The organism is Enterobacter sp. V89_11, from assembly GCF_029967775.1.
GTDB lineage: Bacteria > Pseudomonadota > Gammaproteobacteria > Enterobacterales > Enterobacteriaceae > Enterobacter > Enterobacter ludwigii.
Window position 1 is genome coordinate 171,756 of the sequence record NZ_JASCAN010000009.1, and the last position, 19,857, is coordinate 191,612.

Genomic DNA, 19,857 nt, shown 5'->3' on the forward strand with positions numbered 1-19,857 from the left:
GATGAGCAACCAGACTCAACAACACGAGCAGCAGAGTGGTCAGGCGTTCAGCCAGGATGAATTCAGCGCGCTGCTGAACAAAGAGTTCCGCCCGAAAACCGATCAGGCGCGCTCCGCGGTGGAAAGTGCGGTAAAAACGCTGGCGCAGCAGGCGCTGGAGAATACCGTTACCTTCTCCAGTGACACCTACCGCACCATTCAGAACCTGATTGCCGGTATCGACGAGCAGCTATCTCAGCAGGTGAACCAGATTATTCACCATGAAGAGTTCCAGAAGCTGGAGAGCGCCTGGCGCGGTCTGAGCTATCTGGTGAACAACACTGAAACCGACGAGATGCTGAAGATCCGCTTTATGAGCATCTCCAAGCAGGAGCTGGGTCGTACCCTGAAACGCTTTAAGGGCGTGGGCTGGGACCAGAGCCCAATCTTCAAGAAAATCTACGAGCAGGAGTACGGCCAGTTTGGTGGCGAGCCGTTTGGCTGCATCGTCGGCGACTACTACTTCGACCACAGTCCGCAGGACGTTGAACTGCTGGGCGAGATGGCGCGTATCGGCTCGGCGGCCCACTGTCCGTTTATCACCGGTACCGCACCGGGCGTGATGCAGATGGAGTCCTGGCAGGAACTCGCGAACCCGCGCGACCTGACCAAAATCTTCCAGAACACCGAGTATGCCGCGTGGCGTTCACTGCGTGAATCCGAAGATGCACGCTACCTTGGCCTGGTGATGCCGCGCTTCCTGTCGCGCCTGCCGTACGGTATTCGCACTAACCCGGTCGACAGCTTCGATTTCGAAGAGCAGACCGATGGCGCGAACCACAACAGCTACTCCTGGGCGAACGCCGCGTATGCCATGGCTGCCAACATCAACCGCTCCTTTAAAGAGTACGGCTGGTGTACCTCAATCCGCGGCGTAGAGTCCGGCGGGGCGGTTGAAAACCTGCCGTGTCATACTTTCCCGAGCGACGACGGCGGCGTGGACATGAAATGCCCGACCGAAATCGCCATCAGCGATCGTCGTGAAGCCGAGCTGGCGAAGAACGGCTTTATGCCGCTGGTTCACCGCAAAAACTCTGACTTTGCCGCTTTCATCGGCGCGCAGTCTCTGCAGAAACCGGCTGAGTACCACGACCCGGATGCGACCGCTAACGCGCGTCTGGCATCCCGTCTGCCGTACCTGTTCGCCTGCTGCCGCTTTGCCCACTACCTGAAGTGCATCGTGCGCGACAAAATTGGCTCCTTCCGTGAACGTGAAGAGATGGAACGCTGGCTGAACGACTGGGTGATGAACTATGTGGACGGCGACCCGGCTAACTCCTCACAGGAGACCAAGTCCCGTAAACCGCTGGCGGCTGCCGAAGTGCAGGTGCAGGAAATTGAAGATAACCCGGGCTATTACGCCGCGAAATTCTTCCTGCGTCCACACTACCAGCTGGAAGGTCTGACCGTTTCTCTGCGTCTGGTTTCTAAACTGCCGTCACTGAAGACGAAAGACGCGTGATGATGATTGCCGCCGGGAGGCCATACCCGGCGCCTGCTTTATAGCATGGAAATGTGAGAGGAAATATGACCGCGAGACCTTCGTTTGTTGCTGCCTGGGCGGCAGCAACACGTATTTACGATGCAAATGATTCTATCGGCAAAGTTAAGCAAATTATCGGCGGCAAGGTTAAGCACAACTTCGAAATACCGCAAGATCAGGGTGGGTGGTCAAATAGTTGTGCCGTACGCATGAGTTATGTTCTGAACTATACCGGGCATCCCGTCCCGCGTATTGCAAATCTCACGGTATCCGGTGCTGATAATAAATGGTACTTCTATCGGGTAAAGGATGTTATTGCCTGGTTGACGCGTCAGTGGGGTAAACCTGACATGGTCGTGAGTTATCCTTCCTTACCCGTTCAACAATTAGCCAACAAAAAGGGCGTAATTCTGTTTGAGGTACAGGGCTGGAGTGACGCTGCAGGTCATGCCACATTCTGGAATGGTTTAACCTGTTCGGATCATTGTTATTTCAATGCACCGGAGACGAATTACACGACGACCAAAGCCAATTTTTGGGAGTTGCCATGAAAAAAATAATTGCCAGTCTACTGTTGCTCACCAGTTCCGCCTCTGTTTATGCAACTAACGATCCGGTGATGTTTGTCAAAAAAATGCCTTATAAGCAAGTTGTTAAAGACGTTGTTTTTTCTCGCTGTCTGGCACAAGTTTCAGATGATAAAAGCCAGTTTTCTCTGGATGCAGCCCGTAGCAGTAGTGCATTACTGGAATGGGTGCCTTTCGATATTGAAAATGGCAATGACAAAATTAATGCCCTTATTGATAAATATAAAGGCGCAACCAATGCCTTTCATTCTGAGATAAAACCCGATGTCAAAGGCGTAACGTTAAACTGTCTACGTCTTTATCATAGTGACGAACTTAATAAACTTGTACCTCAATTAATTATCGGCAATCCTGACCGTACCTGGCTTCAGGATAATCCGCAGTAGTAAAGACTTCACATTCTTTCCTTTCATTCAGGGGGAATGTCAAGACTGTCAAATGACACGGGTCATTTGATATGAGGCAGAGGTAAAATATGGACGGTTTTATTCAGCCCCATGCTTTCCTGTTTGCCATATAAGTGCTTTTTCGAAAGCAATATTGTTCATCCACGAAGAGTAGATATTATGGCTATTGATATGTTTCTGAAGGTCGAGGGTGTTACGGGCGAATCTAAAGATTCTAACCACACCGGCTGGACTGATATTACCTCCTTCTCCTGGGGTGCTTCCCAGCCAGGTAATATGAGTGTTGGTGGCGGCGGCGGTGCCGGTAAAGTTAACTTTAACGATCTGCACGTTAACGCTCTGATCGACAAATCCACTACAGCAATTCTCAAACACTGCGCAAGCGGTAAGCACCTGACTAAAGTTGAACTGTCCGTGTGCAAAGCGGGTGGTCAGCAAGTTGAATATACCCGCATCACGCTGGAAGATGTGCTGGTAACTTCTGTTCAGTACACCGGTGCAGACAACGGCGACACCGTTGGTGTGACCTATGCATTCCAGGCTGCGAAAGTGAAACAGCAGTACTGGGAGCAGACCACTGCTGGTGGTAAAGGTGCTGAAAGCAGCGCTGGCTGGAACATCAAAGAAAACAAAGAAGCGTAATGATAGTGGGCCCGAAAGGGCTCACTTTTACATGACCTTCTTAGGATGGAGAAAGAAGAATGTCTGCTATACGTCCTTCTTTTGGTGCTGCCTGGAACAGATTCAGAGAAGTTAACGTTAATGTGGAACAGGTTGGCAAATTATTGGGTGGAAAAGTTCAGCATAATATCGATGCTGGTATTTTTAAAAATGCCTGTCCCATTCGTATGAGCTATGTTTTGAATTATTGTGGTATACCTATTCCGTCTAATAGCAAATACGCGACAGTGACCGGAAATGACAAAAAACGCTATATGTTCCGCGTTAAAGATATGATTGCATTTCTTCCTACTGTTCTGGGTCATGCAGATATGTCAGTTGCCTCTCCTACACCAGCACAATTTTCAGGCAAGCAAGGCATTATTATCTTTACCGGCCATGGGTGGCGTGACGCAACCGGACATGTAACACTCTGGAATGGAAATATTTGCTCGGATGATTGCCATTTCCTTGGATCACCCGGCAATGGTTCGTTTATTCCTACGAATGCAACATTCTGGAGCCTGAAATGAAACGCTTATTACTGCTCGCATTAGCGTTAAATGCCACCGTTGTTTATGCCCAAACATTGCCTGATGTCAGTGCTTTTACTCAACAACAAATCTTTGAAAACTGGGTGCAAAATCGTTGTATCAGTAAGATTGCGGACAGTAAGAGTTTAAAAGATGATGCAGAGGCCAGCGCTGCCGCATGGCTCGAAGCAAGCAATCTACCTGCAGAGAATTTTGAAAAAGCGGATAACGTTATTGTTTCCTTACTTAAAGAGAAGGTAGGCGGTAGCGAACCGGGCCATTATCAGGTATTGAAGTGCAGCTTAATCACCAACAGCGACGCAATTCGAACGCTAAACACCCAAAAATAGAGTCATTTGGTGGTCATGTAGAAGCTGGTGGGCAAATGAATAATTTTAATATTACGTGAAGAATGACGTGAGTTCGAATATGTTCTCCACTTTATAATTTTTTTTGTTCTGGTGATGAGTTTTTATATATTGATTGTCTAAACCATTCAAGTGAGGTTCCGTGAGTCTATCAGCCATTAACGCAAACTGGGTTGCTACAAAAGAAGATTCCCATAAGTATAATGGCACTCCGTCTGGTTCTGAAATAGTCTGGCTCTCTTCATATAACGAAAAGATTATTTTCACGGTGGCTTTTTTAATGTTTTAATTTTGAAAGGTATTAATTGATTCTGAGTATTAATTAACTTTGCACCCAAACGTCGCTGCAGGGCGGTTGTGATTTTATGCACCATTGGGCGCGGCACGGATAAAAGCTTCAAAATGAGTAGCTAGATTTGCCGAAGGGATTAGCAAATTGACTTGTTCGGGAGGTAAGTAAATGTCTGAATTAATGCGCTTAATCTTGCTCTCATCAGTATTCTTAGGGTTGTTTATTTCTTTGGTGTTGTATATTTATTTTTATCGAAAGTACTCGCAAGAACTTACAAAAGCATTTCACCTTCTAAGTAGTAAACAGTACTTAGATATAAATGATTATCTTTTTTATAACCAGCTTGGTTTGCCTGGCTTTGCTCATCGTGTTTTTTTAATGAGAAGAATAATTGCGTGCAAGCCGATTAAGCCAGATGATAAAAAGCAAATCACCCCAGAAGCCGGAAGATGTATATTATCAATATTTCGATTCCCCTGGATTGAAACGTTTCACAAATTAACAATTTTTGTGGTGATGTTAATGTTATTGTTATTTGTGCTGGTTGCTACTGGGCAATAGTCATGCCATTCCAAAGGATGTTTACTTTTTTATAAATTACTTAAAATGTTCTTTGCCTTAACCCCCAAACGCCGCCGTTCTCGCCCCGAGAGCGGCAGCGTTTGAGCGCTAATCATACCAGCAGGAATACGCCATGCGATTCACGATTATTTCTACAAAACCCGGTCATCAGCCGCCGCAGAGCAGCTGTGATTTTTATGCCCCGGGCGGCACCATTGGGCGCGGTACGGATAACAATCTGGTATTGCCGGACAATGACCGCACCATCTCGCGTTTGCAGGCCATTGTTCACGTTGACGCCCAGGGCGAATGCCGCGTCACTAACCGTGGCAGCGTCACCCGCGTGGTATTAAATGACATTCCGCTTGAGCGCGGGCGCCAGGTTGAGCTGCAGGATGGGGACATTCTCGGTATTGATGATTACCGCATCGAAGTGACCGAACTGATTCATGATACGCAGCCAGTCAGCCGCATGGTGGCGACCATGCAGCAGCAGGCGCGTCCAGCCGCGGCCCCTGCGGCAGCCCCGCAGCCGAAGCCTGCGAGCGCCGCCCCGCGCGGGAAGGCGGAACCGACTGCTGTGCCGTCGGAAATCTGGGATAGCCTGATGCAGGAGTTCTCTATCTCCGACAGCATTTCCAGTTCTCGGGCGAAGCCGCAGCCGGCAGCGTCGCACGATCCGTTCTCCCAGCCTATCGCACCTGAGCGTAACGCTGAAGATCCGCTGGCAATGTTCAATGACAGCGATCCGAAGTTTGAGCGTAAGAACGTGGATCCGGATACGCTGTTCAGTGACGAAGCGTTGTTCAAAAAAGAGAGCATTTTTGACGACGTCACCCCGTCTACGCTGGTGCCGCCCAATGAAGCTAAACCTGCGCAGCCACAAGAAGAGCAGACGGATGAACTCGATCCGCTCGCTCTGTTTGGCGGTAGTGCCAGCGCACCTGCCGCACGAAATGATGACCCCCTCGGGTTGATGGGCGGGGCACCGTTAACCCATCCGGATGAGATTGTCGGCGATAAGCCAGAGGCCGTCGTTGAGCCAGAACTGACGCCAGAGCCGGAAGCAGAACAGGAAGAGGACGTCCTTGCCGCTTCTCCGCTGTTTGCTCCTGAGCCGCAGGTGCCGCCGCGCGCGGAAGAAGAAGAGCCGGCGCGACCGGATTATGCCGGCTTCACCATGCCAACCCCGCAGGCCGTGGCGCGCAGTAATGCCCAGGCACCTAAAGGGCGTTTGCGTATTGACCCGGTCAAAAACGCGGCGTCGCCAGCAGCCCATAATGGCGAAAAGGGTGAAGTACTGCAGGGCGAATTACTTGAGGCACTGCTGGAAGGGATGGGGCTCAGCGAAATGCAGCCCGTCCCGCAGTTTGACCGTGAAAATATGCGTCAGCTGGGGCAAATTCTGGGCATGTTCTCTCAGGGCACCGTGGCGCTGCTTTCTTCGCGCTCCATTCTCAAGCGCGGCGTAAAAGCCGATATGACCATGGTACTTGATGATGCCAACAACCCGTTCAAACTGTTGCCGACCGGGAAAACCGTTCTGATCCAGATGTTCGGTACGCCAATGCCGGGCTTTATGCCGCCGACAAAATCCGTGCGTGACGCGCTGATCGATCTGCAGGCGCATCAACTGGGTATGATCTCCGGTATCCGCGCCATCATTGCCGCCATGCTGCAATCCTTCAACCCGGAACAGCTGGAAGAGCAGGCTAAGCAGAACGGGATGACCTCCCGACTGGCGCTGCCGGGCAGCCGCAAAGCCGCACTGTGGGACTACTTTGTCCGCAGCTATGGTGAAACGGCAGGCGAGATTGAGGATGACTTCCACACCCTGTTTGGCGAAGCCTTCCTCCATGCCTATGACATGGAGGTAAATCAGTACAAAGACTCACAGAGCGGATCGGAAGAAAAATGAATATCGCAACGGCTTCTCTCTCCCGCCAGGGGACGCGCGCCAGCAACCAGGATCAGACGGGAGAAACCATAGGGGAACGTTCAGCCTGCTTTGTCGTCTGTGATGGTATCGCTGGTCTGCCGGGCGGTGAGGTGGCCGCTGAACTGGCCCGCAACAGTATTATCTCCCGCTTCGATGGCGACAAGCACCTGAACGCGCAGCATATTCGCGACTATGTGCAAACGGCGAATCGTACCATTCTCAGCGAACAGCAGGCGGTTCAGGATTATCGTCGGATGGGCACCACGCTGGTCAGTCTGTTTATCGACAGAGATTACCGGCTGGCCTACTGGGCACATGCCGGGGACAGCCGCCTGTATCTGTTTCGCCGGGGATGGCTGTGGCATGTCACCACCGATCACAGCCTGGTTCAGCAGATGAAAGATGCAGGGCACGACACCGATAACCTCAACAGCAATTTGCTCTATCTGGCGCTGGGTATTGAAAACGGTGGGCCAGAAGCGAGCTACAGCGATGTGGTGCAGGTCGAAGACGGAGATGCATTTCTACTCTGTACAGACGGTTTCTGGCACGGCGTCAGCGAAGAACAGATGAAACAGTCGCTGCACATGGTTAACACGCCACAAGAGTGGCTGACCTTAATGAACCAAATCATCCAAAAGAATGGCGAACAGGAGGGGAATGCTCAGGATAACTATACCGCCCTGGCGGTATGGATGGGCAACCCTCAGGACACCACTTTGCTGCATACGCTTTCTGACGCAGCACAATTTCTTCCCTGCGGAACTGATTAGACACACAAGGAACGATATGAAACTTTGGCTATCGGGTTTAGCACTTCTGGCGGTGGCGTCCACCGCGCAGGCTGAGAATTTCCGCATCGTGCAGTCTCCTGCGCAGAAGCTGGATATCTGGATTGATAACATCAAAGACAACACCCCACAGAGCTGGTGTAAGTCTGAGATTGCGCTGCGTATCGTGGCGAACGGCAACAAAGACGTCTCGGTTCTGGAGAACTTTGTCCCGCGTCTGGGCTCGCTGCTGGAACACCAGTGCAGCAAAGTCAGTAAACTGAGCTGGACGCTGAACGATCCGTCCGGGACGACGCTGGCGCAGGGGACAGCAGGCAAAGCGCAGGACTGGGCGCTGGTGGTAAAACAGCAGCAGACTGCGCCAGTGAGTACTCCGGCCAGCGGTGCGTTGCTGCCGCCGGACCAGAACGCGGAAACCCACACGGTTGCTGCCGATCGCACGCCGTGGCAGGAATTTACCCTTCAGGACGGCTGCCATCTGCGTACCTTCTGGGAAGGGGGCTCGTCTGCTCCGGCGCTCTTTATTCCGGATTCAGACACCACCCGCTGCGGAAACGGGAGCTGGCTGAGTGGTCACACGGTTATCTCCCAGTCCCGTAATGGTGGACAAAAAGAGATACCGGTGACCTACATTCACGGCTTCCCGGTCATGGGACTGAATCAAAGTGCCGACCCGGAAAACGCGCTGATCACCTCCGTCAACAAAGAGCGCATGGTTTTCAGCACTTCCAACAGCGACCAGAGCTGGATGATCCTGCCTTACGACAGCAGCCTCAACGGCTGGAAAAGCAACGGCACGGTGGCCGTGGAGATTTCACGTGAGACCGCCAGCGACGATGCAAAACTGCAGGCGCGTATCGCCGCGGTGAAAAAAATCTGGGGCGCCTGGGTTACCCCTGGCACAACGCTCAATATCGTCCTGATTGACACCCTGCGCCCTCAGCTGCGCGATCCGGCAGTCGGCGCCTGGCGCGCGGCAAACTAAGGAATGGCTATGAATACGCTCTATCAACACCTGGCGGGTGAATCGCTGAGTGACGCGCTGGTGCGTCTTGAAGCTGAGATCAAAGCTCGTCCGGCCGATGCCGATCTCCGTGCCGCGTTTGTGCAGTTTTTGACCCTCAGTGGTAACTGGACGCGTGCCCTGACTCAGCTGAAAAGCTGGCTGGCACTTAAGCCCCAGGCTAAACCAACCGTTACCCTGCTGGAGCAGTCCATCCAGGGCGAGCTGCAGCGCGCGCAGGTGATGGCGGGGCAGGCTCGTCCTGCCATGCCTGAAACGCAGTGGCCATGGCTTACCACGCTTGCCGCCGCGCTTAATGACGCGGGAGAGCGTGCTCAGGCGCTGCGTCTGGAAGCCCTTGAGCAGGCGCAGGCAACGGCGGGTCAAATCACACTTGAGAATGACGAGACGCAGGCATTCGCATGGCTGATGGACGGCGATGCTCGTCTGGGGCCCGTGTGTGAAACCATCGTCAACGGCCGTTATTTCTGGCTGCCGTTTAACGCCATCGCCGAGATTCGTTTCCAGGCGCCTGCCAGCGTGACTGACCTGGTGTGGCGTCATGCGCTGGTGCGCCTGACGGACGGTACCGAACAGGTTTGCCAGATCCCGGCGCGCTATCCTTTCGCAGCGGATGCGTCTGACGCGGTTAAGCTCGCGCGCACCACCGAGTGGCTGCCGCTCGACAATGACGGCACGCTGTATGAAGGCATGGGGCAGAAAGCCTGGCTTAGCGAGCAAAGCGAAAGCCCATTGCTGTCGTTGAACCTGGTGACGTTTGCTGCGGATGGAGCCCATGAGTAATCCCGCTGGCGAAGGCGATCTGCTGCGCAGCGGCTGGCAAGCCCGCAGCAAGCAGGAGAAGGTGGGGGCGCGCGATAAAATGCAGCCCTCGCTGCTGGATCGCCTCACCGATAACGACCCGGAAAAAAAACGCGAGTCCGCCAACAGTAATCTGATTACCCACGCCGCCCTGCGCCGCAACGTGCTGCGGGATCTGCAGTGGTTGTTTAACACCATCAACCATGACGCATCCGGTGACCTGAGCGCGTTGCCGCATGTGAACCGCTCGGTGGTTAATTTTGGCGTCGCGCCGCTGGCCGGGAAAAGAATGTCAGACATTGAATGGCACGACATTCAGCGCAAGCTTACCGAGGCCATCATTAACTTTGAACCGCGTATTTTGCCGCAGGGACTGCAGGTCCGCTGCGTGTCAGACACCTCGTCACTGGATCTGCACAACGTGTTGTCCATTGAGATAAAAGGGCGTCTGTGGTGTGTGCCGTACCCGCTGGAGTTTCTGTTTCGCACCGATGTCGATCTGGAAAACGGCCATTTTGAACTGAAAGATGCGGGGTGATCATGGAAAGTAAACTGCTCGAATATTACAACCGTGAACTGGCCTATCTGCGTGAAATGGGCGCTGAATTTGCCGAGCGTTATCCCAAAGTCGCGGGTCGACTGGGCATGCGCGGCATCGAAGTGGCGGATCCGTATACAGAACGCCTGATGGAGGGGTTCGCGTTCCTGACCTCCCGTGTGCAAATGAAAATGGATGCGGAGTTCCCGCGCTTCTCCCAGCGTTTGCTGGAAATGATTGCGCCAAACTATCTCGCGCCAACCCCCTCAATGGCGATTGCTGAAATCCAGCCCGACAGCACGCGTGGCGATCTGAGCAACGGTTTTAAGGTGCCGCGCGGCACCATGATGGACAGCCTGGCGCTGAAAAAGACCGGGGTCACCTGCAGCTACACCACGGCGCATGAAGTTAATCTGCTGCCGCTGAAAATCGATAAGGTCGAGCTGGGCGGTGTGCCTGCCGATCTGCCGCTGGCGCAGTTGGGCCTGAGCCAGCGGGGGATCAACAGCGCGTTACGGATCCGCATTGCCTGTGATGGCCCGCAGCATCTTGGGCATCTGGATTTTGACCGTCTGGAGTTTTTCCTTAGCGGCCCGGATATTGAAGCGCTCAAGCTGCTTGAGCTGGTCATGGAGCACCACGCCGGGATTGTCTGCCAGACCGTCAGCAAGCACCCGCAGCGACAGCTGCTCTCTGCGGATGCCTTACGACAGGAAGGGTTTGAGTCGGACCAGGCGCTGCTTCCGGATGACCTGCGCAACTTTGACGGCTATCGTCTGCTGCAGGAATACTTTGCGTTTCCGGCACGGTTCCGCTTTATCAGCCTCAGCGGTCTGGGCAAGCTTATCCAGCTCTGTGAAAATGAAAAAGCGTTCGATATTTTCATCCTGCTGGATAAAAGCGATGAGCAGCTGGAGCGGGTGGTTGATGCCAGCCATCTTGCGATGCATTGCACGCCGGTGATCAACCTTTTCCCGAAAGTGGCGGCGCGGCAGAAGCTGAGCGAGAGCCAGCATGAATATCATCTGGTGGTGGATAACATCCGTCCCCTGGATTATGAAATTTATGCGGTAAACAAAATCTTCGGCAGTGCCGACGGCCAGCGTGATGACCAGACATTCCGACCTTTCTGGAGCACCTGGAGCGGTGATGCGGGCAACTACGGCGCCTATTTTTCCCTGCGCCGTGAGCAGCGAGTGCTCTCTGAACATGCCCTGCGCTACGGCACCCGAACCGGTTATATCGGCTCCGAAGTCTTTGTTTCGCTGGTGGATGAACAGCATGCACCCTGGCAGGAAAATCTGCGCTATATCTCCGCGGAAGTATTGTGCACCAGCCGCGACCTGCCGCTGATGCTTCAGCAGGAGCTCGGACAGTTCATCATGGCCGATTCCATGCCGGTGAAATCCCTGACCCTGCGAAAAGGCCCAACGCCGCCGCGTCCGGCTCTGGCCGAAGGGTTTAGCACCTGGCGATTGATCAGCCAGCTGCAGATGAACTATCTCAGCCTGATGGACAGCGAAAACGAAGAGGGCGCCGCCGCCCTGCGTCAGCTGTTGGGGCTGTATGCTAACCTGGCGGAGACGCCGGTTGCACGTCAGGTTGAGGGCGTTCGCCACTGCGTGCTGGAGCCGGTTCACCGTCGCGTCCCGGAGCCGGGTCCGGTGGTCTTTGCGCGCGGGATCGGCATTACTCTGACGGTGGATGAGCGTGCGTTTTCCGGCGCCAGCCCCTGGCTTTTCGGCAGCGTGCTGGAACGCCTGTTTGCCCGCCTGGTGTCCATCAACAGCTTTACTGAATTCACGCTGAAGAGTCAGCAGCGCGGTGAGATTGGCTACTGGGCACCGCGTATGGGGAAAAGGGCACTACTATGAGCGAAGTCGCCTCCGCGCCGCTGCGTGTCCATCGCCTGACGCCGTTGCCGGACGCTTTCTGGCGCGGCGTTCGCGAGACGCCGTGGCGCTACGATCTGTTCCAGCTATTAAGACGCATTGATGCCCAGGGCGGTGAACGTTATCCGCTGGGGCGCGCGCCGCTGCCGAAATTTGAGCCGTTACGTATCGGTCAGCAGCCATCGATGAGCTTTGCGCCGTCGACCCTCGCGCAGGTGCGCCAGCGTGAAGAGAACGGGCTGCACGAGGTGTCTATCCTCAGCTTTGGTCTGTTTGGTCCAAATGGCCCGCTGCCCGTCCATATGACAGAGTACGCCCGGGAGCGTATTCATCATCATCAGGACACCAGCCTGAGCGCGTTTGCCGATCTGTTCCATCATCGCCTGACGCTGTTGTTTTACCGCGCCTGGGCTGATGCGCAGCCCGCCGTCTCTCTTGACCGCGCGGACAACAAACGCTTTGAGGGGTATCTGGCATCCTTGATCGGGATGGGCCAGCCGGGGCAGATGACCAAAGGCAGCCTGAGCGCACATGCCCGTTTTACTCATGCCGGACACCTGACTCGTCACGCCCGGGATCCGGAAGGGCTGGAGAAGATCCTGCGCAACTATTTTAACGCCCCGGTAAAACTGGTCACGAACGTGGCGCAGTGGATGCCGCTTTCGCCGCGGGAACAGGCGCAGTTGGGTGAAGGGCGTCGACTGCCGCGGATGGGAGAATCCGCTTTTCTCGGCGTTGCGGTGCGCGACGTGCAGCACAAGTTTCGTATCGAAATCGGCCCACTGAGCGCGGAAGAGTACAACCGCTTTCTGCCAGGCGAAGCGTGGGTCACTGAACTGCGCGACTGGGTACGCCAGTACGCAGGGGTAGAATTTGAATGGGAAACTCGGGTTATTCTGCGCGCCGACGCGGTGCAGGGTGCCTCGCTCGGTAGCGCCGGGCGGTTAGGTTACAACACCTGGCTGGGCCTTCAGCCTCAGCCTGTCCCACGTGGCGATCTGGTGTATCGCGCAGAGCGATAATTTTTCTAACGCATTGTTATCAACGGAACCGAACATGTCAGAAATCAGCCGTGCCGTGCTTTTCGGCAAACTGGATACGCTGTTATTTACCTCACTGGAAAGCGCCACCGCGTTCTGCAAGCTGCGCGGCAACCCCTATGTTGAACTGGTGCACTGGCTGCATCAACTGATGCAGCAGCAGGATGGCGATCTGCAACAGGTGATTCGTCATTTTGCCCTCGATGAACAGCAGCTGACGCGCGATATCGTGGCCGCACTGGATGCGCTGCCACGTGGCGCGAGTTCTGTTTCCGATCTGTCAGAACATATCGACAGCGCCGTGGAGCGCGCGTGGGTGTTTGGCTCGCTGAAGTATGGCGTCAGCCGTATTCGCGGCGGGCATTTACTGATTGGCATCCTGAAAACCTGGAATCTGGCTAACGTGCTGAAAAGCATCTCGGCGCAGTTCACCCGCCTTAACGTCGACGTGCTGATCGAGCAGTTTGATGCGATTTGCGCTCAGAGCAAAGAGACGCAGCAGGCGGCCGCTGCCGCGGATACGCCAGCCGGTACGGTGCCTGCCGCACAGGGGACGTTAGCCCAGTATGGTCAGGACCTGACTGCGCGCGCCCGTGAAGGGAAGATTGACCCGGTTGTCGGGCGCGATGAAGAGATCCGCCAGATGGTCGATATTCTGATGCGCCGTCGCCAGAATAACCCGCTGCTGACCGGGGAAGCTGGCGTTGGCAAAACGGCGGTGGTGGAAGGGCTGGCGCTGCGTATCGCCGAAGGCGACGTGCCGGCACCGTTGCAGAATATTCAGCTTTGGCTGCTGGATATCGGCATGCTGCAGGCTGGCGCAGGCATGAAAGGCGAGTTCGAAGCGCGTCTACAGGCCCTGATTAATGAAGTGCAGTCCAGCTCTACGCCAGTCATTCTGTTTATCGATGAGATCCACACCCTGATTGGCGCAGGCGGCCAGCAGGGTACCGGTGATGCCGCTAACCTGTTAAAGCCGGCTCTGGCGCGCGGGCAACTGCGCACCATCGGGGCCACCACGTGGGCGGAATACAAAAAATACATCGAGAAAGACCCGGCGCTGACCCGTCGTTTCCAGACGGTACAGGTTCACGAGCCGGACGAAGCCAAAGCCATTCTGATGCTGCGCAGCACGGTGTCACCGCTGGAGACGCATCACCAGGTACTGCTTCTCGACGAAGCGGTCAGCGCGGCGGTCAAGCTTTCACATCGTTATATTCCGGCACGCCAGTTGCCGGATAAAGCCGTTGCGCTGCTTGATACTGCCTGTGCCCGCGTGGCGGTCAGCCAGAGCGCGCCACCGGCACAGCTGGAAGATTGCCTGCGCCATCTCGCGGCCCTGGATGTGGAGATCGAGATTGCCGGACGCGAAGCGCGCGTGGGTGCCGGCGATCCGGAGCGCGTCGCAGCCTTGACCGCCGAGCGCGATACATACGAAACAAAGCGCGAAGCCCTGACCCAGCGCTGGGAAGAGGAACGTGCTCTTGTGACTGAAATCATCCGCCTGCGTGCCGCGCTTTTTGCCGCGGGTGATGACGAGACCGGCGAACTGCGCAGCGCGCTTAACGCGCAGCAGCAGGCGCTCAACGCTTTACAGGGCGACGAGCCGCTGCTGTTTGCGGCGGTGGATGAAAATGTGGTGGCGGCGGTGGTCTCTGACTGGACCGGTATCCCGCTGGGCCGGATGGTGAAAAACGAGATTGATGCGGTGCTCAACCTGGCTGATACCCTCAACCAGCGCGTCATCGGCCAGCGTCACGGCCTGGATCTGATTGCCCGTCGCGTGAAAACCTCGCGGGCGAAACTCGATGATCCGAACAAACCTGTTGGCGTATTTATGCTCTGTGGCCCGTCCGGCGTGGGGAAAACGGAAACTGCACTGGCGCTGGCGGAGTCGCTTTATGGTGGTGAGCAGAACGTTATCACCATCAACATGAGTGAATTCCAGGAAGCCCACACCGTTTCCACCTTAAAAGGTGCGCCTCCGGGATACGTGGGTTATGGTGAAGGCGGGGTGTTAACCGAGGCCGTTCGCCGTCGCCCGTACAGCGTGGTCTTGCTGGACGAAATTGAAAAAGCGCACCCGGATGTACATGAAATCTTCTTCCAGGTCTTCGATAAAGGCTGGATGGAAGATGGCGAGGGCCGCCATATTGATTTCCGTAACACCATCATTATTCTGACGTCCAACGTCGGCACCGATCTGATCAGCGCCATGTGTGCCGATCCGGAACTGATGCCTGAGCCTGAGGCGTTAAGCGGCGCGTTGCGTCAGCCGCTGCTGGAGGTCTTCCCGCCGGCGCTGCTGGGCCGTCTGCTGGTGGTGCCGTATTATCCACTGAGCGACGAGATGCTGGGGCAGATTGTCCGCCTGCAGCTCAAACGCATTCAGCGTCGTCTGCAAGAGAATCACAATATTATTTCCGAGTTTGATGACAGCGTGGTGGAACAAATTGTTCAGCGCTGTACCGAGGTGGAGTCTGGCGGCCGCATGGTGGACGCTATTCTGACAAACACCTTGCTGCCTCAGATGAGCCAGATATTACTTACCGCCAGCCGCAGCGATGAGCAGTACCGACGTCTGCACGTCACCTGTGAGCAGGGCGAGTTTCACTGTCAGTTTGCCGCGTAATAATCATCAAGAGAACTGTAAAAGATGACGGATAATGATAACAATCGGACTGTCCCAAACGCGCTCCCGGTCGGGTATCGCTTCAACGAGTTTGAAATTAAAGAGGTGATCGGCGGCGGCGGGTTCGGCATCGTCTATCGCGCGTGGGATCATCAGCTCGAACGCACTATCGCTATCAAAGAATTCATGCCTGCCTCGCTCGCCGTGCGCGGCGACGATATGACGCTGGTACTGCGCAGCGAACGTTTTGGCAAAGCGTTTTCCGCCGGCCTGAACAGCTTCATTCAGGAAGCCCGCCTGCTGGCGCGCTTCAACCACCCGAACCTGCTTCACGTGCTGCGTTTCTGGGTGCAAAACGATACGGCCTATATGGGAACGCTGTTCTATAGCGGTACCACGCTCTCCCGCCTGCGCGAACAAAAGCCGGAGCTGATTAACGAAGCCTGGATCCGTCGTATGCTGCCCATGCTGTTCGGTGCCATTAAGACAATCCATGACGAAGGCTATCTGCACCGCGACATCTCTCTGGATAACATCCAGATTCAGGACAACGGCCTGCCGGTTCTGCTCGATTTCGGCTCTGCGCGCCGCACCATTGGTAATCTCTCTGACGAGACGGAAACCATGCTGCGCCCGGGCTTTGCGCCAATCGAGCAGTACACTGACGACAACGAAAGCGAGCAGGGCCCGTGGACGGATATTTACGCCCTCGGCGCAGTGCTGCGTACCCTGATTGTCGGCTCACCGCCGCCGGTCAGCGTGGTGCGCTCAATTCAGGACACCTGCAAACCGCTAGTGGAATTGCAGCCACAGGGCTATTCCCTCTCGCTGCTGCAGGCCATCGACCGGGCGCTGGCGTTGCACATGGAAGACCGACCGCAGTCCATCGATGAATTCGCGGCGCTGATTGAGATGCCGGTAGCGGGTATCGACGATGTACTGAGCGCGAAAAAACCGGGCACGATGCTGGTACCGGTAGAGGAAGAGGCACCGGCTTCTGCACTGGACTGGCACCGGTACAAAATCCCGGCAATGGTTGCTGCGGGCGTGCTGGTTGGCGTCGTCGCCGGAGCGATGCTGTTTAGCGGTGGCGACCATGATGCGCCAGAGCAGGCGGCGCAGGCCCCCGCTGAGACGCGCACCGTTGAAACTGCATCGAACGCGCCGGATGTGAAACCGGAAACGGCGAAAGCCAGTGAACAGGCTGCACCGACTGCGACAGCGCAACCGGCCACCCCGCCGGTGGATGCTAGCCCGGTTGCACTGGTCTATATCCGTATTCTTGACGGTGAGACCCTGAAAGTGAACGGTGAGCCAAAAACACTGCGTCCGGCGAATAACGGTTATGCATCGCTCAAGCTACCTGCGGGCGAGGCCAGAATTGAACTCCAGGGCAACGGGAAAACGCGTACCCAGACGCTGGATATCGCGAAGCCTGGCACCTGGCTGGTGAATCCGTAAGTAAGGTAAGCAGGGACTGGTAACAGGACGGAGCGAATGTATAACCTCAAGTTTGTCTATCTTTTCAGCGAGAATGTCTCGCCAGCGCTTTTCGCGAAAATTATCCGCCCGTCCGTAGCCGGGCAGTGGATAATGTCAGTTCCCGACAATTCGCTGCGCTCGCTGTTTACGCGTTACGATTTGCTGCATTCCATCACCGGGGCGAATCCCTATCAGTCAGGACGCGATACCCGTAAGCTGATCGTGCAGGATCTCGATATCGGCAGGATCGTTGCCATCGACGAGAGTTTCCGTAACTGGTCATCGGTAACGGAGATATTTTATATCAATGCCGATGGCCGACTGCAGGCGGCCTCGCTTACCGGTCTGGGCTGGTACCCGGTAAGCACAATCGTCGATCGCTACGAAACCATGGTGCGAACCTACGGTGCCCGTCCTGCGCCGACGGTACTGCCGAAGCAGGTGGTGAAATCCAAAGCGGCACAGGTGCCGGATGAGGCCACGCCGGGCAAAGACGGTAAAACCTATGCTTCTCAGCTACAGCAGATGACCAAGGCGGAACGCTGGCAGGCGCGTAAGGATCTGATCGCGAAGGGCAGCAACAGCCTTTACCCGGATGCGCAGATCGCCGCTAAACGACTGGCGGCGAATAATATTGCTGTGGAGAAAGCGAAGCTTGCTGAGAATGTTTATAAGACAGTGAATCCGCTGGAGACAACGCCGGGGGTGCCAGAGGGCTGGAAGGATATAAGCAACGATGCATCGGTGCTAAAGAAGTTAGGTCTTAAAAGTAAAACACTTTATGACAAGAGTGAGGATCCTGATTTTCTGGCACGCGTCTATCAGCCTGACCCTAACGTTTTTGGTGGCGATATGAATCCTACGCTGGTGTTCAGAGGGTCGAGGCAACCAGAGTTTTTCCCCATGAAGAACATGACTGACTGGAAAAATAACGGTGCGCAGGGGCTTGGGTTGGAGTCGGATTATTACCGAAGAGCCGTAAGTATGGGCGAGCAGCTCGCCAAATCAGGTCAAAAAATAGACATTGCGGGGCACTCTCTTGGGGGAGGTTTAGCATCAGCCACCTCTATGGCAAGCGGTATGGCGGGATGGACGTTTAATGCTTCTGGCCTAAATTCCGGTACCGTCGAGAAATATGGCGGAAGCATATTGGGCAGCACGGATAACATTCAGGCTTACCGCGTCGAGGGTGAACTGCTGACCAGGGCTCAGGAAGTAAATGTTTGGGAAGATTTTAAAATGGTAAAAGGGCACGTGCCAGCACTTATAGCGAAAGAAGAGATTTCTGCCATTATGCCCAATGCTGCCGGAATAGCTCACGACCTTCCTGGTGGAATGGGGAGTGCATTTGACCGACATGGAATAGATCAAGCGATAAACTGTATTGAACAACAGAAGGATGAGGATATCTCTATTATCAGGAGCCGCGCGTGAAATCACTAATTATTGGCTGGGTAGCGCTTTGTTTAATGTTTATGGTTCAGGGGTGCAAGCAAAATATGGATTTACAACCAGATAATTACTTTAATGGTGACCAGCTCACATTAGCGCGCGCAATTGAGAATGGTGACGGCGATGAGGTGAAAAAGTTAGCTTCGAAAACTGATTTAAACAAACCTGGTAAAGAGGACATGACCCTGTTGTTTTGGGCGGTGATGAATTCACTTAACGATAAAAAAACACCTGAACATTTAAAAATTATCACTACTCTGATTAAGGCTGGCGCAGATCCGCTGCAGCCGAGGCCGCAGGGAAAAAGTTCGCCTGCAGAATTAGTATTAAAAGCGGACAGCGACGTGTGGATAAAGGCGATGCTGGACGGCGGATTATCTCCAGATGCAAAAGACAAAACGTTTGGTGAGCCTATAATATTCGAAAGTATCGAAGCGAAAAATACCGAGACACTCAAGGCGATGCTTGACGGCGGAGCGGATATTAATATTACCGACTCACTGGGTAGTACATTGTTAGTAGCCGCGCTGGATTACCACGCTTACGATCACGTGCTCCTTTTGCTGAAACGCGGTACTGACCCTGAAATTAAGACTATCAATGGCTGGACGATGGGTAATCAACTGCAACGTTATCTGAACAGAACAGAAGAAGGCAGTGAAGAATATAAAAAACTAACTGAAATCAAAGAGACGCTTATTCAACATGGTGGTAAATGGCCGCCAGCACCAGTCAAGTAAAGGTTAGGGCGAACATGACCGCGAAAAATAAAATTTTCTATTTCTGGGGTGTTATGGATGTCATCGGGATTGTGTTTTATTCGATTGGTCCATACCATTTACTTGAGTCATGGTGGGTTTCCACCGGAGGAAATCCGGGTGTAATTATCTTTATGATGATAGCAGGTGGCGTAAACGGAATGGTGACAGGTGCTTTTTATCTTGTTTATCTCCTCATGCCAGTTTCCTTGCTTTTTTCTGCCTGGTTTTTTTTCACAAAACATCGATATGCGGTCGGTTTTGCTCTTATACAAGAAGTGCTGCGCGTTATCATCTTCAGTTGCTCAGTGACACTTTTCCCTATGGCGATCGCTGGTTTAGGATTGAGCGTTATTTCCATTAATATTGCTTTATTTATATTATCGGAAATATTAAAGATTGGCTCTCTCATATATATAATCAAAACACTTCGCGCTAAATAACCAATCTGACACTGCATAGTATTACCATGACACATTTAGTGCCGTGAGTCTTTGCATCGCATAAGCCATATGGAATAAAGTTATGCTCAACCGAATTACCGTTCAGCTCCCGGTGGAGGGGCTTCTGTTCTGGAA

19 protein-coding genes are annotated in these 19,857 nt (G+C 54.2%); all 19 read left to right on the forward strand.

Translation table 11 applies throughout. The features are described 5' to 3' along the window. Nucleotide 1 precedes the first annotated feature (1 nt). The 19 genes from tssC (at nt 2) to QLG09_RS09835 (ending at nt 19,722) form a co-directional block, all read left to right on the forward strand. A complete protein-coding gene (tssC, locus tag QLG09_RS09745; protein ID WP_014170549.1) occupies nt 2-1,501 on the forward strand; it encodes a type VI secretion system contractile sheath large subunit in 1,500 nt (499 codons plus the stop codon). Nucleotides 1,502-1,566: 65 nt separating this feature from the next. Then, entirely contained in the window at nt 1,567-2,073 is a 507-nt protein-coding gene (locus QLG09_RS09750) for a type VI secretion system amidase effector protein Tae4 (RefSeq protein WP_020883459.1), read from the forward strand. Further along, nucleotides 2,070-2,495: a T6SS amidase immunity protein Tai4 family protein gene (locus QLG09_RS09755; protein WP_047744820.1), complete on the forward strand. Its 426-nt coding sequence runs from the start codon at nt 2,070-2,072 to the stop codon at nt 2,493-2,495. Before QLG09_RS09750 ends, QLG09_RS09755 begins: the two co-directional genes overlap by 4 nt. Before the next feature lie 180 nt (nt 2,496-2,675). After that, the gene (locus QLG09_RS09760; RefSeq protein ID WP_014884229.1) at nt 2,676-3,158 is read left to right on the forward strand and encodes a type VI secretion system tube protein Hcp; all 483 of its coding nucleotides are present in this window, start codon (nt 2,676-2,678) and stop codon (nt 3,156-3,158) included. A 59-nt stretch (nt 3,159-3,217) separates the two neighbouring features. Continuing rightward, complete coding sequence (locus QLG09_RS09765; RefSeq protein ID WP_104440062.1) at nt 3,218-3,709, forward strand: type VI secretion system amidase effector protein Tae4; 492 nt, start codon at nt 3,218-3,220, stop codon at nt 3,707-3,709. Continuing rightward, nucleotides 3,706-4,059 (forward strand): T6SS amidase immunity protein Tai4 family protein, encoded by a 354-nt coding sequence (locus tag QLG09_RS09770; protein WP_049022653.1) that lies wholly within the window; start codon nt 3,706-3,708, stop codon nt 4,057-4,059. The genes QLG09_RS09765 and QLG09_RS09770 overlap by 4 nt, the downstream gene beginning before the upstream one ends. Nucleotides 4,060-4,537: 478 nt before the next feature. After that, nucleotides 4,538-4,930: a hypothetical protein gene (locus QLG09_RS09775; RefSeq protein ID WP_049022652.1), complete on the forward strand. Its 393-nt coding sequence runs from the start codon at nt 4,538-4,540 to the stop codon at nt 4,928-4,930. A 133-nt stretch (nt 4,931-5,063) separates the two neighbouring features. Then, entirely contained in the window at nt 5,064-6,848 is a 1,785-nt protein-coding gene (tagH, locus tag QLG09_RS09780) for a type VI secretion system-associated FHA domain protein TagH (protein WP_282488857.1), read from the forward strand. Continuing rightward, nucleotides 6,845-7,642, forward strand: coding sequence for a protein phosphatase 2C domain-containing protein (locus tag QLG09_RS09785; RefSeq protein WP_014170545.1), 798 nt, complete (start codon nt 6,845-6,847; stop codon nt 7,640-7,642). The genes tagH and QLG09_RS09785 overlap by 4 nt, the downstream gene beginning before the upstream one ends. 16 nt (nt 7,643-7,658) lie before the next feature. Continuing rightward, nucleotides 7,659-8,645 (forward strand): hypothetical protein, encoded by a 987-nt coding sequence (locus QLG09_RS09790; protein ID WP_020883465.1) that lies wholly within the window; start codon nt 7,659-7,661, stop codon nt 8,643-8,645. 9 nt (nt 8,646-8,654) lie between these two features. Continuing rightward, complete coding sequence (locus tag QLG09_RS09795) at nt 8,655-9,467, forward strand: type VI secretion system accessory protein TagJ (protein WP_041162721.1); 813 nt, start codon at nt 8,655-8,657, stop codon at nt 9,465-9,467. Further along, complete coding sequence (tssE, locus tag QLG09_RS09800) at nt 9,460-10,023, forward strand: type VI secretion system baseplate subunit TssE (protein ID WP_010432861.1); 564 nt, start codon at nt 9,460-9,462, stop codon at nt 10,021-10,023. Before QLG09_RS09795 ends, tssE begins: the two co-directional genes overlap by 8 nt. 2 nt (nt 10,024-10,025) lie before the next feature. Continuing rightward, nucleotides 10,026-11,897 carry a type VI secretion system baseplate subunit TssF gene (gene tssF / locus QLG09_RS09805; RefSeq protein WP_244047261.1) on the forward strand — a complete coding sequence of 624 codons (1,872 nt, stop codon included), beginning with the start codon at nt 10,026-10,028 and terminating at the stop codon, nt 11,895-11,897. Next, complete coding sequence (gene tssG / locus QLG09_RS09810; RefSeq protein WP_020883468.1) at nt 11,894-12,937, forward strand: type VI secretion system baseplate subunit TssG; 1,044 nt, start codon at nt 11,894-11,896, stop codon at nt 12,935-12,937. The genes tssF and tssG overlap by 4 nt, the downstream gene beginning before the upstream one ends. A gap of 34 nt (nt 12,938-12,971) precedes the next feature. Next, the gene (gene tssH / locus QLG09_RS09815) at nt 12,972-15,587 is read left to right on the forward strand and encodes a type VI secretion system ATPase TssH (RefSeq protein WP_032678394.1); all 2,616 of its coding nucleotides are present in this window, start codon (nt 12,972-12,974) and stop codon (nt 15,585-15,587) included. A 24-nt stretch (nt 15,588-15,611) separates the two neighbouring features. Beyond that, entirely contained in the window at nt 15,612-17,048 is a 1,437-nt protein-coding gene (locus QLG09_RS09820; protein WP_078774467.1) for a serine/threonine-protein kinase, read from the forward strand. Between the two features lie 36 nt (nt 17,049-17,084). Further along, complete coding sequence (locus QLG09_RS09825) at nt 17,085-18,503, forward strand: phospholipase (RefSeq protein WP_282488858.1); 1,419 nt, start codon at nt 17,085-17,087, stop codon at nt 18,501-18,503. Beyond that, the gene (locus tag QLG09_RS09830) at nt 18,500-19,261 is read left to right on the forward strand and encodes an ankyrin repeat domain-containing protein (RefSeq protein ID WP_014170535.1); all 762 of its coding nucleotides are present in this window, start codon (nt 18,500-18,502) and stop codon (nt 19,259-19,261) included. The genes QLG09_RS09825 and QLG09_RS09830 overlap by 4 nt, the downstream gene beginning before the upstream one ends. Continuing rightward, nucleotides 19,237-19,722 carry a hypothetical protein gene (locus QLG09_RS09835; protein ID WP_282488859.1) on the forward strand — a complete coding sequence of 162 codons (486 nt, stop codon included), beginning with the start codon at nt 19,237-19,239 and terminating at the stop codon, nt 19,720-19,722. Before QLG09_RS09830 ends, QLG09_RS09835 begins: the two co-directional genes overlap by 25 nt. Nucleotides 19,723-19,857 lie beyond the last annotated feature (135 nt).

Bases quoted from the DNA above. Each gene is read 5' to 3' on its own strand.
- tssC (WP_014170549.1), top strand. From the start codon at position 2: ATGAGCAACCAGACTCAACAACACGAGCAGCAGAGTGGTCAGGCGTTC.
- QLG09_RS09750 (WP_020883459.1), top strand. From the start codon at position 1,567: ATGACCGCGAGACCTTCGTTTGTTGCTGCCTGGGCGGCAGCAACACGT.
- QLG09_RS09755 (WP_047744820.1), top strand. From the start codon at position 2,070: ATGAAAAAAATAATTGCCAGTCTACTGTTGCTCACCAGTTCCGCCTCT.
- QLG09_RS09760 (WP_014884229.1), top strand. From the start codon at position 2,676: ATGGCTATTGATATGTTTCTGAAGGTCGAGGGTGTTACGGGCGAATCT.
- QLG09_RS09765 (WP_104440062.1), top strand. From the start codon at position 3,218: ATGTCTGCTATACGTCCTTCTTTTGGTGCTGCCTGGAACAGATTCAGA.
- QLG09_RS09770 (WP_049022653.1), top strand. From the start codon at position 3,706: ATGAAACGCTTATTACTGCTCGCATTAGCGTTAAATGCCACCGTTGTT.
- QLG09_RS09775 (WP_049022652.1), top strand. From the start codon at position 4,538: ATGTCTGAATTAATGCGCTTAATCTTGCTCTCATCAGTATTCTTAGGG.
- tagH (WP_282488857.1), top strand. From the start codon at position 5,064: ATGCGATTCACGATTATTTCTACAAAACCCGGTCATCAGCCGCCGCAG.
- QLG09_RS09785 (WP_014170545.1), top strand. From the start codon at position 6,845: ATGAATATCGCAACGGCTTCTCTCTCCCGCCAGGGGACGCGCGCCAGC.
- QLG09_RS09790 (WP_020883465.1), top strand. From the start codon at position 7,659: ATGAAACTTTGGCTATCGGGTTTAGCACTTCTGGCGGTGGCGTCCACC.
- QLG09_RS09795 (WP_041162721.1), top strand. From the start codon at position 8,655: ATGAATACGCTCTATCAACACCTGGCGGGTGAATCGCTGAGTGACGCG.
- tssE (WP_010432861.1), top strand. From the start codon at position 9,460: ATGAGTAATCCCGCTGGCGAAGGCGATCTGCTGCGCAGCGGCTGGCAA.
- tssF (WP_244047261.1), top strand. From the start codon at position 10,026: ATGGAAAGTAAACTGCTCGAATATTACAACCGTGAACTGGCCTATCTG.
- tssG (WP_020883468.1), top strand. From the start codon at position 11,894: ATGAGCGAAGTCGCCTCCGCGCCGCTGCGTGTCCATCGCCTGACGCCG.
- tssH (WP_032678394.1), top strand. From the start codon at position 12,972: ATGTCAGAAATCAGCCGTGCCGTGCTTTTCGGCAAACTGGATACGCTG.
- QLG09_RS09820 (WP_078774467.1), top strand. From the start codon at position 15,612: ATGACGGATAATGATAACAATCGGACTGTCCCAAACGCGCTCCCGGTC.
- QLG09_RS09825 (WP_282488858.1), top strand. From the start codon at position 17,085: ATGTATAACCTCAAGTTTGTCTATCTTTTCAGCGAGAATGTCTCGCCA.
- QLG09_RS09835 (WP_282488859.1), top strand. From the start codon at position 19,237: ATGGCCGCCAGCACCAGTCAAGTAAAGGTTAGGGCGAACATGACCGCG.